Source organism: Halobacillus mangrovi, assembly GCF_002097535.1.
In the GTDB taxonomy this organism is placed as follows: Bacteria; Bacillota; Bacilli; order Bacillales; family Halobacillaceae; genus Halobacillus; species Halobacillus mangrovi_A.
In genome coordinates, this window is record NZ_CP020772.1 from 1,081,719 (window position 1) to 1,096,600 (window position 14,882).

Genomic DNA, 14,882 nt, shown 5'->3' on the forward strand with positions numbered 1-14,882 from the left:
AACTTTTTGGAGGGGTAGATAAATGATGAAGTTTAACAAAATGCTGGCGGCTGTAGGTGTGACTAGTATGTTAATGGGAACTGCTCTTGCGGGATGCAGCAGTGATTCTTCCGGTGATGGTGGATCAAGCGACGGTGAACAGGTAACCGTAGAACTTGCGGGATGGGGCAGTACTCCAGAGGAAAAAGAATTATTGAATCAGACACTTCAGGAGTTTGAAGAGTCGCATCCGAATATTAAAGTGGAACACGAAGTGATTGCCGACCAATACATGGATGTGATGAAAACGCGTCTTGTTGGAGGAGAAGCCGCCGATGTTTTCTACCTTGACGCCTTTGAAGCTCCGGGTCTTGCGAAAACCGGTGTGCTAGAGCCTCTTGACGAGTACGTAACAGATGAATTCGATGTCGATGACTTCCAGGATCCACTGCTCAATGCTTTCAAATTTGATGACAAGCAGTATGGTTTTCCGAAAGACTTCTCTACCCTTGCCTTGTTCTATGATAAGCAAGCCTTTGAAGAAGCAGGACTTGAAGGACCTCCAAAAACATGGGATGAACTTAGAGAATATGCTGACAAACTGACAGTCGATGAGGACGGAGATGGACAGCCGGATCAATACGGACTTGGTTTCTCTTCTGAACTTGCCCGTCAATTCTATAAGCTCCATCCTTACGGAGCGAAAGTGACCAACGAGAACAATGAAGCTGCTTTTGCAAGCGATAAGGCCATCGAAGCACTCCAGCCAATTGTTGATATGAAGAAAGATAAAATTGCTGCTCTTCCATCTGATGCCGGAACAGACTGGGGCGGAGATATGTTCGGTCAAGGGAAAGCCGCAATGGTGATTGAAGGCAACTGGACCGTTCCATTCCTTGAGAGCAATTTCTCAGATAAGGACTATGCGACAGCTGAACTCCCAACTGTCAATGGAGAAAAAGCAACAGCCGCATTTACAGTTGCTTATGTTATGAACAAACAATCAGAAGTGAAAGACGCTGCCTGGGAATTGATTTCCTATCTTACTGGTAAAGAAGGGATGAAAACTTGGACAAGTAAAGGGCTGGCTCTTCCGACACGTGAATCAGTAGCCGCTGAGCTTGGATTTGATGAAGATCCTATTCGTAAGGCGTTTGTTGCCGGAGCGTCCTATGCGCAGCCATGGCAGGCAGGTCCGAACCTTCCGACCATTAATAACAACTTTAACAACCAGTTCACGAGTGCTCTGCTTGGGGATCAATCCCTTGAGGAAGCCTTGAAGAAAGCTCAAGAAACAGCGAACAAGGAGATCAAAGCATCGAACTAATGAGCGCGAAGAAGAATGGCTGATGGATCAGTAGGAAGGAATCCTATTTCCTTCCTATCTCCTTCATGCTTTTTATTGAGTGAAGTCGGCAAAGTGGTATCAAGAATGAAAGAGGTGGCGATATGGAACCGGCTAGAAAAGAAAACCCTGCTCATGAACAGAAACAGTCGAAACCTCCGAAAAAAGGAAAACGGCCGAAGCGATACATGAGTAAAGGAATGAAAGAAGGAATCTCTGGCTATTTGTTTATGACTCCGACGATTTTTACCATTGGTGTATTTGTTGTTATCCCTATTTTATATGCCTTTTACTTATCCTTAAATGATGTGCAGCTTCTCGGTGGGATTGGCTATGAGTTTATCGGACTTGAAAATTATACCCGTACATTGGACGATACACGGGCTATGATTGCCCTTAAAAACACGGCAGAATATGTACTCATTGTTGTACCCGTCCAAACGTGTCTGGCTCTCTTACTGGCGGCAGCCTTAAACTCAAATATTCGCGGGAAAAATGCGTTTCGAATTATTTTCTTCCTGCCAACGGTTACATCTTCTGCAGTCCTTACCATTATTTTTATGTGGATGTACAATCCAGATGGATTAATCAACACGTTTCTTTCGTTTTTAAGTCTCCCCACGTATAACTGGCTGGCGGACCCTGATATTGCTTTGAAGTCGATTATGATTATGAACATCTGGGCAACCGCCCCATTCTTTATGGTCATTTATCTGGCTGCGATGCAGGATATCTCTGATTCCGTATATGAGGCCGCTACCATTGATGGAGCCAACTGGTGGCAGAAATTCATCTTTATTACGGTTCCTATCCTGAAACCTGTCACGTTCTTTGTCGTTGTCATGGGAGTAATCGGTACCTTCCAGTTGTTTGATCAGTCTTACATCTTCTCGGGAGGATCAGGTGGACCGAATAACTCGACATTGACTGTTGTCCTGCTGATCTATCAGTACGCCTTTAAATCTCTTGATATGGGGTATGCTTCAGCGCTAGCTGTCGTGCTTGCCTTCATCATTATGATTGTAACGATCATCCAGAAGAAATTCTTCGGTGAGGAAAAACTTCATGACTAAGGGAGGAGACCAATGAAGAAGAAAACATTTACGAAGCCATTTGTGTACGGAATATTAATCATATACGCCGTGGTAACCTTTATGCCTTTTCTTTGGGCGATCCTTTCTTCCTTTAAGCCTTTAGAAGAGATTGTATCAGGCATCACGTTCTTCCCTGAGAACTTTACCTTAAATAACTATACGGAAATCTTCTCAAGAGAACCGCTGTTTCTAAGGTGGATGTTCAATTCTCTATTTATTACGGCCTTTATGGTCGTCTTGAATATCATCTTTAACTCGATGGCGGGCTATGCCCTGGCACGAGTGAAATTCGCAGGTCGTAAGTTCTGGTTCTTCCTGATCTTAGTCGTTTTAATGATTCCTTTCCAAGTGACATTAATTCCTAGTTATCTTATTCTAAAAGCGTTCGGCTGGCTGGATACGTATCAGGGACTCATCATTCCTGGTATGGTGAATGCTACCTTCATTTTTATGATGAGACAGTTCTTCCTAAATTTCCCTAAAGAATTGGAGGAAGCTGCACAGATGGACGGTCTCAGCAGAATCGGTACATTTTTCAAGATTGTCATGCCTTTGGCGAAGCCTGCACTGGCAGCTCAGGCCGTATTTATCTTCATGTCATCGTGGAATGATTTCATGCGTCCATTGATCATCATGTCTTCTGAAGAAATGTTCACCTTGACGCTTGGGTTGAACTCTTTTAAAGGGCAGTATATCAGCTTCTGGAATTTAATCATGGCTGCATCGACGCTTATGACGATTCCCTCCTTATTGATTTACGCGTTCTTCAACCGCTATTTTATCAAAGGGGTTACTTTCACAGGAGGAAAGTAAGATATCGACTCTCAAGTCTATTGCTTGGGGGTTTTTCTTTTGGGGAGAATTGGAAGTCAGATTTTACAATAGGGTAAGGGATATTCAGACTTGTTTTCCTGAAATTGAAAGCAGGAATACCTCTAGCCTGTGTAGTAGGTAGTACTTATAAGGGTCGATATTTGTCATTTCTTTAAGTTCAAGATTCTAGTTAGATCATGAACAAGATAGGGAAATGACTGGGTAAGTAAATGACGAATAGGGAAATAACCTGTCTGATAGTAAGATAGGTTATTGTAAAACTCCAATGGAAAGGAGCCACTACTAATGATTGATTTACATAGCCATATTCTACCCAGGGTAGATGATGGAGCCGTATCCCTTAAGGACAGCATTGAAATGGCAAAGGCAGCTGTCGAGGATGGGATTACTGAAATTGTTGCAACTCCCCACCACAAAACGACCAGATTCGATAACTACAAGTCTGAAATTCTACCTAAAGTAAATAAGCTGAACGAGGCATTGGCTGAACAAGGTATTCCTTTAACCGTGCTGCCAGGACAGGAAACACGCGTATATGGAGATTTTGTGGATGACTTACAGAATGGGGAAATCCTGACCATTAATGAACACACCAATTATGTGCTGGTTGAATTTCCACATGCGCAAGTGCCATGGTTTGCTAAGCAGTTACTGTACAATCTACAGATGGGAGGATACCGGCCAATTATTGTTCACCCGGAGCGCAATGAACAGCTTATCGAAGAACCTGATTTGCTTTATGAGTTTGTCAGTAATGGTGCCTTCACACAATTAACGGCGGGAAGCATCTGTGGGCATTTTGGCAAAGAGTATAAGAAATTTTCCTATGAATTGATGAATGCGAATTTGGCCCACCTGATTTCGTGTGATGCTCATAATACATCGCATCGCGGATTCTGTTTAACGGAAGCTTACACAGCGGTAAGAGCAGAATACGGGCTGGAAAGGGTGTTCTTTTTCGCTGAGAATGCTGAGGCGGTTGTCGAAGGGAATATGGTGGATACGTTTGAACCGGAGCAGGTGAAGCGGTCGAAGTTGCTTGGGCTTTTTAGTAAATAAAACATTAAAATCCCTTCCTGCAATCAGGAAGGGATTCTTGAAAGATTATTAAGCTATATCTGTATCTGGATTTTCCTTATCTCCATTGGCTTTTGATCTGGCGCCAAGGAAGAAAAGGAGAGCGATGATACCTAATACGACTGCGAACACAATACCATTGGATTCAACCATTCGAATCAGGTTACCAAGCACAATACCAACGACTCCGAAGTCAGCATCTCCGAATGTCGTACCCTGGAATCCGAGTGAGCCAAGAACAGGTAGCAACAGGGCTGGTAAGAAGCTGATGATCACGCCGTTTGCCATAGACCCGATGATGGCGCCTTTTCTACCACCAGTTGCGTTACCGAAGACTCCGGCAGCGGCACCTGTGAAGAAGTGAGGGACAAGTCCTGGTACAATGACTTTTAACCCAAGTAATGGCAGGAACAGCATGCTTACGAGTCCAGCAATAAAGCTGAAGAAGAATCCGATGATGACAGCGTTTCCAGCGAATGGGAAAATGGCTGGGCAATCAAGTGCTGGTTTTGAATTAGGAACAACCTTCTCTGCAATACCTTTGAAGGCTGGTACAATTTCAGCAAGTAGCATACGCACACCAGCTAAAATGATGTAGACACCGGCAGCAAAGGTAAGACCTTGCATGAAGGCGAATACAAGAAAGTTTTGCCCGCCGCTTAGTTCACCCTGAACGAAGGCAGGTCCGGCAGCTCCTGCGACGACGAAGAAGAGGATCGCCATGGTTAAGGAGACAGAAACGGAAGTGTCTCGAAGAAAGCTTAGAGATTTAGGAACTTTAATCTCTTCTGTGGATTTAGAACCTTTTCCGACAGCCTTACCTACTAGAGCAGCAATTAAATATCCGAATGAACCGAAGTGCCCAACGGCAAAGTCATCAGAACCCGTTACTTTACGTGTGAAAGGCTGAAGCATAGCTGGAGACAACACCATCAAGGTCCCAAGGATAATGGATCCTAGAATGACTAGGGATGCCCCAGAAAATCCGCCAGTGGTTAAGATAACAGCGATCAGAGCGGCCATAAACATCGTATGGTGCCCAGTTAAAAAGATATACTTAAAAGGACTGAAGCGGGCGAGTAGAATATTGACGACCATACCGAACAGCATAATCATTGCTGTCGCTGTACCGAAAGTTTCCTGTGCAAGGGCAACGATGGCTTCGTTGTTTGGAATAACGCCCTGGACGGCAAAAGCTTCATTAAACATGCTGCTGAACTGACCCAGGGACTGGACAAGGACATTCGCCCCTGCCCCTAGGATCACGAAGCCCATGATTGTCTTAAGGGTGCCTGAAACAACATCGCCTGTATTTTTGCGTTGCACAAGGAGTCCGATTAGGGCGAACAAACCAACAAGTATGGCCGGTGTTCCTAAGATATCCTTCATTATTAAATCAATCATGTGTAACGCTCCTTTGTTGTTTTAGTTTTTATTACAGATTGTTTTCTAGTGCTTCGCGGAGCTCATTCTTGTCCATCAAGTTTTTCAGTTTCACTACATTTTTGTTTCCATCTTCAAGGCCGCCTACAATATCTTCTGAACCTAGGTAGAGATCGGCTTGTTCAGACTTTGCTGAAGTCAAGTCTGTGTGGGAAACTTCTGCTTCTTTCCCCATTTCCTTCAATGCTGCTTTTACGTTCATTTCTACGATCATGCTGCTTCCTAAACCATTTCCACATACAACTAATACTTTTTTCATTTTAAATTCCTCCTCAAATTTTTTAAGCTTCTACCGTTTTGTTGACTAGTTCAATGACAGTCTTTGCATCATTGGCTTCAATTAAACGCTCGACATTTTCTTCATCTGATAACAACTCAGTAAGCTGAGCTAATGCTTTCAAGTGGGTTTGATTATCAATAGCTGCTAAAACAATGACTAACTGGGCGCGGTGTTTTTCCTTGTCTGAAAAGTAAACAGGTTCTTTCAGTCGCAAGAAACTCATTCCCAGTTTTTCTACCCCAGCTTCGGGACGCGCATGGGGAATGGCGATTCTTGGAGCAATGACGATATAAGGTCCCGTCTCCTTAACATTATCAATCATCGCCTGAATATACTCTGGTTTGATCGATTCTTGATCAACTAGGGGCTGAGCAGCTGTTTCGATGGCTTCTTCCCAGCTGGATACATGATCTTTGAATTGTATCGTTTTTTCTGTTAATAATTCGTTGAGCATAGGCTTTCGCAGCTCCTTTGTCAGCGGTGTATTTTGGTCTAAAAGTTGAACTAATTCCCTTTTCAGTTCGTCTTTCTGATGGATCGTCGCATATTGTTCGATGACATCCATCAGCAGATCCGTAGAATCTTTTTCTGGCTGTTTCGAATGGAAGAGCTCATTCATCCGCCGCATAATCTGTTCCTTTTCAAGGTTGGTCAAGATGGCTGGAACATGGATAACGGGAATGTCTTTTGCCTTAATATAATTCGTCGAAAAGATAACGTCTGCTTCTGGTTCGATGGACTGGTATTCCCGGATCGACATGGTTTTGGTCACGTTCAATCCTGCAATCAGATTTTCTAGTTGGGTGCGTAGCATGTTGGATGTTCCAATCCCATTTTCACAAACGATGATCGCGCTGTACTTCGTTTCCACCTGTTTCTTCTCTTTGGTCAGCCATCCACCGAAATGCAAGGTGATATAGGCAACTTCTTCATTAGGGATTTGCTCTCCAACATAAAGCTCTAAGTGCTTCATCACACGTTTCGTCAAGTGGAAGATGTCCGGATAATTTTCCTGGATACTTTCCGCTAAATCATTGGCGATTTTCACACCATATTTCAAGCGGTAATACGTCGGCTTAATGTGAAAAATCAGATTTTCCTCAAGCCCTTTCTTGTCATCAAACACGACAGCTGAATACAATTGAAAGTCAGAAATCATCCGTTGAACGACCTCGCGAAGTCCGGAAAGTTCACGTTCCGTATAGCGACTGAAGTCATCATGCTGAACCTTGGAACCCAATAAATTCATCGTAATGAAGCAAATCTCGTCGTCTGGAAAGGATACATCCCATAAATCCTTGAGTTTGTTCGTGATAAGCAGAGATGCCTGATAAGCCTCTGTTTGTTTGAGTACCTGTTTTTCCTCTTCTTCAACAACGATATACTTCTCTGACTGGATGCGTTTCATGATCATTAAGATCTGTAGAGAAAGGATCTCTACCATCTCATCGGTCAACGTCAATCCTAATTGTTGCTCAGCCTCAAAAAGGAGATTTTTCACGGTATTCCGCTGGTCGGTCTCTTGGGACGAGTCCTCATCTCCAGGCTCAATCATTCGATGAACTTCATTCCGAACGTTCTGCCATTCTGGGTGAGAGAAGATGACGGCTAGGATATCTGAAAGCATTTCTCTTTTTGTTTCCTCTGGACCGCTTAAGCGGTATCCAGAGCCTTTCTGATAGTACAACGTTAAACCGGCTTGCCTGAACTCTTCTTTAATCACTTTAAGAACCTTCGCGACGGTGCCTCGACTCATGCTCGTAAGGTCCATGAAGCTTTGCATCGAGGCATCTTGTTCTTCCAATAATATCTTTGATTTAATGAGCACTTCTCGTTCTTGCTTCGATAATTGGTATTGCCAATTATCGAAACTTTCATCCTTTTGAAGGTTCAATTTGGATTTTGTTGTGTCCGGCAGATATAGCCCTTCACCATGCTTCGTTTCAATCGGGTCTAAATTCTGATCTTCTAACCAACTGTTAATCTGATCGAGATCATAATAAATCGTGCGTTGAGACACATTCATTTTTGCAACCAGATCTTTTGTCGGGATAGGATCATTCGATAATTGAATGATGGATAATAAGTGTGCACGTCTTTTATCCAGTACCATGAGGATCCCCCTTATTCTGGTTTATTATCTGGTAATTTTTGCAGAATTATACGGTTGTTATTTCGATGATCATCTTATGGCTTAATTATAATGCGCTTTCATTAGTATTGAAAGGGGTTTCAGTGTGCATAATTTGTAAGTGGTATTTTTGCAAAAATGAACTCATGACTAGAAGGTCTTGTGTTTTTGTTAGAGAAAAATATGGAAAAGGTTAATGAACTGTTTGCTGAACAGGGATGAGGGGGTCTAATTATCTGTAGTGAGGTGATCATAATAAAAAAGGAAGCTGCCTCTATTCATTGAGTCAGCTTCCTTCTTTTCTTCATAATATACTTTTTACTATTGTTGTTTCACCTTGTTTTTGTCCCTATCTTCTGAGTAGACTCTCTTTCAATTAGCTCCGATGGCAGAAGAATCTCCTGGTGAGGTGCCCCATGGTTCTCCATTCTCCAAAATAACTTCTCTACAGCATTTTGACCAAACGCCTTAAAATCAATATCCATCGTTGTAATAGATGGAGTAGAAAGCTGAGAAAGCTGGCCGTTGTCAAAGCTGCAAACAGACGCATCATCTGGAACTTTATAGCCTTGGGATTGTAGTGCGGATGTGACTAAGTAACCTAATCCATCGTTTACGCAGAACCAGGCGGTAGGCTGTTCGGTCAGTTGATCGATAAAATGGTTAATCACCGGGCCTTCTTCTAGTGCATCTTTCAACTGAAAGTCCTCTTTCGGACTGATGCCGTATTCCCTGTGAGCCATCATATAGCCTTCCCAGCGTTCCTGGTAGCTCGGAGAAAAATCGATATTTCCAATAAAGGCGATCTCCCTGTGGCCAAGTTCCAGCAAATGCTTAGTAGCAGTATAACCGCCAAAACGATTGTTAGTCAGCACCGCATCGGCTTTTATTTCAGGATGGTGGTGGTCAATCAAGACGGTTGGAATACCGGTGTCGAGTACTTTTTGAATATAGTCGTTACTAATATGGGATAAAATCAGCACCCCATCGACTTGTTTTTTTTCTATGAATGGTGGAAGGACCAGCTGGTCTCTTGATTGGTTGTTAATGGACTGGATCAATAAATTCTTATTTCGCTTTGTCACTTCTTCTTCGACGCTCAAATAGATTTCACCGAAAAAGCTCTTCATGGAAAAGGCAAATTCAGAAGCGATCAAGGCGATATTTCCGGTCAAACTGGTTTCACTTTTTACCGGAGCATTGGAACGGCTATAGTGATAGCCCATTTTATCAGCTGTTTTTAAAATTAATTGCCTCGTTTCCTCACTGACCCCCTGTTTACCCGAAAGTGCTTGAGAGACGGAGTTTTTCGATAAATTCAATCGATCGGCAATGTCTTGCATCGTGACTCTTTTTCCCATATAAAAGTCAACCTTTCTTTATCAGTCATCCGAACAATATACTTGTAACGTTACTTTAAATATACTTAATTATTCCAATTAATTCAATGAAAAAGACACTTTATTTAATTGACGATAATTCGTTGTTGACATGATATATTAACCTAGTATAATCATTTGTAAGGTAATTAAATCACGTTACTAAATAATTTTGTAATGTAAAACAAAGTAATTGCACCTTTTTATTTAATGTTTTATGTAAGGGTTTACAAAAGCGAATGGGGGATCCTAATGACATGATAGTAAAACGTCTAGAAAAAAATCCAATCTTACAACCGCAAGATATACCCGCCTACCATGACGATCACGAGGTCATTGGCGTATTTAATGCAGGAGTGGCTGAGTATAAGGGTGAGACCTTACTGCTGCTCCGAGTAGCAGAGCGACCAATCCAAACGGACGCTGATTCAGTGAAAACAACGGTTGTCGACTTTTCAAATGATCAGCCGCAAGTGCAAGTGCTTACCCTAGAAAAAACGGATGAGAACTATGACTTTTCGGATCCAAGAACGATCATGCATAAGGAGAAACAAAGAGGTACGGCTTACCTTACTTCTTTATCTTACATCAGAATCGCCCGAAGCACAGATGGCAAAAACTTTACCGTTGATGAAGAGCCTTTTATTTATCCCGGTACATCGGCTGAGTCATGGGGAGTGGAAGACCCGCGAGTCACGCAAATCCAAGATACATATTACATCCAATACAGTGCGATTTCAGAAAAAGGCGTGGCCGTAGGACTCATTTCTACCAGGGATTTTGTCAGTTATGAACGTTTAGGGTTAATCTTCCCTCCGGAAAACAAGGATGTTGCGATTTTACCTGAGAAAATCAATGGAAAGTATTATGCCCTTCACCGTCCAGTCCCGAAAGGAATCGGACAGCCGGAAATCTGGATTGCAGAGTCCGACAACCTCGTGAATTGGGGAAACCATAAACACTTATTAGGTCTTAGTGAAGATGGCTGGGATAACGGCCGAATCGGCGGAGGCGCCGTTCCTTTTAAAACAAAGGAAGGGTGGCTGGAGATTTACCATGCGGCTGATAAAGATGACCGTTATTGTCTAGGAGCTGTTTTACTTGATTTGAATGATCCTTCAAAAGTCATTGCTAAGACTTTTGAACCCATCTTATCACCTGAAGCTGATTACGAGACTCATGGGTTCTTTGGCAAAGTTGTTTTCACCTGTGGTGTCACGTTACAGGATGATCTAGTTAGGATCTACTATGGTGTATCTGACACATCAATGGCCATTTGTGAAATGCAGGTAGAAGATATCTTATCACGCCTAACCTACATGTGAAGGAGGGGACTTTATGACGTTTACGGTAAAGAAACTGCTGGACCAATACAGAGATCAACCACCGCTTGCAAAGGGGGAAAAGCTTCATTTTGTCGACATAGGTGATAACGATGTGTATAACATTACTGCTCCTTTTCAAGACCTGCGTGAAGATGTAATCGCTGGACGCGTGGAGCCTCGCGATTCAGAGTTTTCTAAGGTGATGTTTTTCACAAAAGAGGGGGAGCGGTGGACGCCTCGGGCAGGGGCTCCAATATTTGAACTCCAAGATCCTTTTGTCACCTTTATTCATGATCAACTCGTGTTCGGCGGGGTGGAAATCTCACCTCATCCCAATCAGCCGGGAGCTCTTACCTGGAAGACCGTTTTCTATAAAGGGGAAAACATCGATGATTTAGAGCCATTTGCTGAAGGGCCTCAAGGGATGAAGGACATTCGATTAGTAGAACTAGCTGACCATAAAGTTGGGGTCTTTACTCGTCCTCAAGGAGATAAAGGCGGGCGTGGAAAGATTGGATATATTGAGATTGTTTCGTTGGAAGAGTTGACCCCAGCCACTATTGAAAAGGCACCGTTATTACAAGGACATTTTATCGACGAAGAATGGGGCGGAGCGAATGAACTTTACTTGTTAGATAACGGTCAGGTTGGAATGCTAGGTCACATTGCCAGGTTTGATAAAGAGGACAACCGCCATTATTATCCGATCACTGCTTTGCTGAACCGTGAAGAGATGAGCCTGGAAAATATGAAGATCATTGCTACACGGGATGACTTTCCTGAAGGTGAAGCGAAACGAAAAGACTTAGTGGATGTGTTGTTCAGCGGGGGACTCAGACAACTAGAGAATGGAGAAGCTGAGCTTTACGTAGGTGTCAGTGATGCAGAAGCACATAAGATCAGAATTCCAGATCCGTTTCATATTAAAGGAGGAGAATGAGGATGAAAAAGATTCGTTATTATCGTTTATTAGTTCTTCTATTTGTCACAGCCATGATTGCTTCAGGATGTCAATCGGAAAGCTCCAGTGGAGAAGGGGACGGAAGTGTAGAGTTCGATTTTTGGGCAGCGCCTAACCCCTCACAGCAAGTATTCTGGGAGGATATGGCCAAGCAGTACATGAAAGAGAATGAAAACGTGAAGATTAATGTATCTCCGATGCCTGAAAGTCCATCTTCTGAAGCGGGTATCCAATCAGCGATTGCTGCAGGAAATGCACCAGCCATTTCAGAAAACATTTCACGTGGATTTGCGGCCCAGCTTGCGGGGAGCAGCGCGATTGTACCTATGGAAGAATTCGAAGGATATGATGAATTGATCCAGGAAAGAAAAATGGAAGAGACTATTGCTTCATGGAAGTTCGCCGATGACCATCAGTATGTACTTCCGATCTATTCGAATGCGATGCTGTTTGCCTGGAGAACGGATATATTAAAGGAACTTGGTTTTGAGGAGCCGCCAAAAACGTACGCCGAAGTGTTAGCAGTCGGCGAGAAGTTGAAAGAACAATATCCAAAAAAATTCTTATGGTCCCGAGCGGACTTAGTGAAGCCTACATGGTGGGCGCGCTGGTTTGACTTCTTTATGCTTTACAACGGTGCTTCAGAAGGAAACAATTTTGTTGAAGGAAATGAATTTGTAGCGAATAAAGAAGCGGGAGTTCAAACGCTTCAACTGCTGAAAGATCTAAGTGAAAAGGATCTTCTTCTGACACGTGAAGCGACTGATCCTTTTGAAACAGGTCAATCCATTATGATGGATATCGGACCATGGACTTTCTCTTACTGGGCAGAGAAATTCCCTGAGATGAAGCTTGGCGAAACGTATGACCTGACAATGCCTCCAGTCCCTGAAGGCGTCGATTATGAGAATACGAAGACGTTTGCTGATACAAAAGGTCTTTCCATCTATGCATCTGCATCAAAAGAACAGCAGCAGGCCGCGTTTGATTTCGTGAAGTGGGTTTATTCAAATCCAGAGCATGACCTTGAGTGGTTAAAACAGACGAACTTGCCTCCTGCACGTGATGACTTGTCTACAAATGAAACGTTCACCGGCTATTTAGATGAGCATCCAGAGCTTCAGGAATATGCCAATAATATTCCGAACGCAGTACCGCCAATCGATAGTGAAGTGACGGTGGAAGTACAAGAAGTAATTGGAACGGAAGCGGTGAATCCAGTGGTCAAGGGAGAAAAAGATCCTGAACAAGCGTGGAGTGATATGACCGATGCAATCAACAAGGTGTTGAAGTGATATGGAACGAAGTAATGCGAGGTTAGGCTGGCTGTTTGCCAGCCCTTACCTCATTTATTCACTTATCTTTTTTCTTTTTCCATTATTATGGGCGACCTATTTAGCCTTCACGAATTGGAATTTGATTGCCCCAGATTATGAATTTGTAGGGATCCAGAACTTTATTCAAGCTTTCTTCAGTGAAAGTGTGCGGGCGGCCTTTTTCGTTACATATAAATTTTTGGCGATGTTCGTGCCGATCGTTGTTGGTGGATCCTTGCTTTTGGCAGTCATCATTAATTCCCTTCCTAAATTTAAAGGGCTTTTCTCTGTTGCTTTCTTCCTGCCGTATTTAGCTTCGGGAGTAGCTTCAGCAATTGTTGTAAACGGTGTGTTGTCCTACAATAGCCCGTTCAATATTTGGCTGAGAGATTCTTTTGGCTTGGATATTGATTGGCTTGGATCTTCGGTGCTTGCTCCCCTCATCATTGCTTTGATGATGGCGTGGAAGTTCGCCGGCTACTATGCGCTGTTATTCGTTGCAGGACTTGAGAGTATTCCGAAGGATGTATATGAAGCGGCGGAAATAGATGGAGCCGTCGGTTGGAAACGGTTCTGGCATGTGACGATTCCGATGCTTTACCCGTCCTTTTATACGGTAACCATCCTGGCAGTCGGGTTAATGTTCGGGATCTTTACGGAGCCTTATGTACTGACTGGCGGTGGACCGGATCTTGCTACTCACACATGGCAGCTTGAGATTTACACCCAAGCATTTGAGCGTCTGAATGCTGGATATGGAACGGCGATTGCAGTCATCAACTCGTTTGTAACCTTTGGCTCGATTTTAGTGTTTAGAAAAATTCTAGAGAAATGGGGGGCTAAACATGGCTGGTAATCGTAAATTTAAAGTCACGATGTTATACGTCATTGCCTCTATCGTTATGATCGTTATGGTCGCCCCTTACATTTATATGGTGCTCGGATCATTTGCGGTTTGGGACCAGGTTGATCGGAAAATTATTCCTACAGAATTTACGTTGCGTTCCTACGAATGGCTGTTTAATGGCGGCGAAGGGGTCAACGCCCGTCCGTGGCTGAGGGCATTTTTTAACAGTGTGTTTGTTACGACAACCTCTACAATTTTGATGATTGCCACGGCGGTTTTAGTCGGTTATTCGCTTGCTAAGCTTAAATTTAAAGGGAATCGACTGATTAATAACATCATTCTGTTCCAAATGTTTTACCCGGCTGTTATCCTTTTGATCCCGCTTTTCTTAATCATTCGTTACTTCGGCATGTACGATACGTACTGGGCTATGATCTTGCCAAAAGCGGTAAACCTGTGGGCAATTTTCATGTACACCAACTATTTCAGAGGCCTTCCTGATGAATTAATTGAAGCCGCCAAGATGGACGGGGCGAGTCAATTGAAGATCGTCTGGAAAATTGTCCTGCCAATGTCGAAGTCGATTACGACGATTGTGTTTCTGTTTGTGTTTATGGAACGCTGGGTCGAACTCTTATGGGATATGCTAGTCGTGAACAGTGAGAACATGCTTACATTGAACGTGTTATTGGCGCAGATGTTCGGGCCATACGGTGGATATCCGGGGCCGATGTATGCCGCATCCGTTCTATTAACTTTACCGATTCTCATTCTTTTTATCATCTTTAGTAAAAACTTCAAAGACGGAATGCAGTTTGTCCTGAAATGAATCGGCACCTCCCAACAGTTTTGTTGTGGAGGTTTTCTACTA

The 14,882-nt window shown here is 43.2% G+C and carries 13 protein-coding genes; 9 read left to right on the forward strand and 4 right to left on the reverse strand.

Features of this window, described 5'->3' with window-relative positions:
- The first annotated feature begins 25 nt into the window (after positions 1–25).
- The 4 genes from HM131_RS05265 (at position 26) to HM131_RS05280 (ending at position 4,311) form a co-directional block, all read left to right on the forward strand.
- Positions 26–1,306 carry an ABC transporter substrate-binding protein gene (locus HM131_RS05265; RefSeq protein WP_085031815.1) on the forward strand — a complete coding sequence of 427 codons (1,281 nt, stop codon included), beginning with the start codon at positions 26–28 and terminating at the stop codon, positions 1,304–1,306.
- A 206-nt stretch (positions 1,307–1,512) separates the two neighbouring features.
- Entirely contained in the window at positions 1,513–2,397 is an 885-nt protein-coding gene (locus HM131_RS05270) for a carbohydrate ABC transporter permease (RefSeq protein ID WP_157130893.1), read from the forward strand.
- 12 nt (positions 2,398–2,409) lie between these two features.
- Positions 2,410–3,231, forward strand: coding sequence for a carbohydrate ABC transporter permease (locus HM131_RS05275; protein ID WP_085028658.1), 822 nt, complete (start codon positions 2,410–2,412; stop codon positions 3,229–3,231).
- Positions 3,232–3,537: 306 nt separating this feature from the next.
- On the forward strand, positions 3,538–4,311 hold the full coding sequence (locus tag HM131_RS05280) for a tyrosine-protein phosphatase (RefSeq protein WP_085028660.1): 774 nt from the start codon (positions 3,538–3,540) through the stop codon (positions 4,309–4,311).
- Positions 4,312–4,359: 48 nt separating this feature from the next.
- Here HM131_RS05280 and HM131_RS05285 read toward each other — a convergent pair whose 3' ends face one another.
- The 4 genes from HM131_RS05285 to HM131_RS05300 all read right to left on the reverse strand — a co-directional run bounded on the left by HM131_RS05285 (position 4,360) and on the right by HM131_RS05300 (position 9,544).
- Complete coding sequence (locus HM131_RS05285) at positions 4,360–5,733, reverse strand: PTS ascorbate transporter subunit IIC (RefSeq protein ID WP_085028662.1); 1,374 nt, start codon at positions 5,731–5,733, stop codon at positions 4,360–4,362.
- A gap of 31 nt (positions 5,734–5,764) precedes the next feature.
- Entirely contained in the window at positions 5,765–6,031 is a 267-nt protein-coding gene (locus HM131_RS05290; protein WP_085028664.1) for a PTS sugar transporter subunit IIB, read from the reverse strand.
- A gap of 22 nt (positions 6,032–6,053) precedes the next feature.
- Complete coding sequence (locus HM131_RS05295; protein WP_085028666.1) at positions 6,054–8,165, reverse strand: BglG family transcription antiterminator; 2,112 nt, start codon at positions 8,163–8,165, stop codon at positions 6,054–6,056.
- A 350-nt stretch (positions 8,166–8,515) separates the two neighbouring features.
- Positions 8,516–9,544 carry a LacI family DNA-binding transcriptional regulator gene (locus tag HM131_RS05300; protein ID WP_085028668.1) on the reverse strand — a complete coding sequence of 343 codons (1,029 nt, stop codon included), beginning with the start codon at positions 9,542–9,544 and terminating at the stop codon, positions 8,516–8,518.
- A 275-nt stretch (positions 9,545–9,819) separates the two neighbouring features.
- Between HM131_RS05300 and HM131_RS05305 the strand changes: the two genes are divergently transcribed.
- Genes HM131_RS05305 through HM131_RS05325 form a run of 5 tightly spaced genes read left to right on the forward strand, consistent with a single transcriptional unit; the run spans position 9,820 to position 14,840 of the window.
- Positions 9,820–10,887 carry a BtaManbiosPhlase gene (locus HM131_RS05305; protein ID WP_085028670.1) on the forward strand — a complete coding sequence of 356 codons (1,068 nt, stop codon included), beginning with the start codon at positions 9,820–9,822 and terminating at the stop codon, positions 10,885–10,887.
- 13 nt (positions 10,888–10,900) lie between these two features.
- Positions 10,901–11,827 (forward strand): DUF1861 family protein, encoded by a 927-nt coding sequence (locus HM131_RS05310; RefSeq protein ID WP_085028672.1) that lies wholly within the window; start codon positions 10,901–10,903, stop codon positions 11,825–11,827.
- 2 nt (positions 11,828–11,829) lie between these two features.
- Positions 11,830–13,143, forward strand: coding sequence for an ABC transporter substrate-binding protein (locus tag HM131_RS05315; RefSeq protein WP_085028674.1), 1,314 nt, complete (start codon positions 11,830–11,832; stop codon positions 13,141–13,143).
- 1 nt (position 13,144) lies between these two features.
- Positions 13,145–14,020, forward strand: coding sequence for a carbohydrate ABC transporter permease (locus tag HM131_RS05320; protein ID WP_085028676.1), 876 nt, complete (start codon positions 13,145–13,147; stop codon positions 14,018–14,020).
- Complete coding sequence (locus HM131_RS05325) at positions 14,010–14,840, forward strand: carbohydrate ABC transporter permease (RefSeq protein WP_085028678.1); 831 nt, start codon at positions 14,010–14,012, stop codon at positions 14,838–14,840. The genes HM131_RS05320 and HM131_RS05325 overlap by 11 nt, the downstream gene beginning before the upstream one ends.
- The last annotated feature ends 42 nt before the right edge of the window (positions 14,841–14,882 follow it).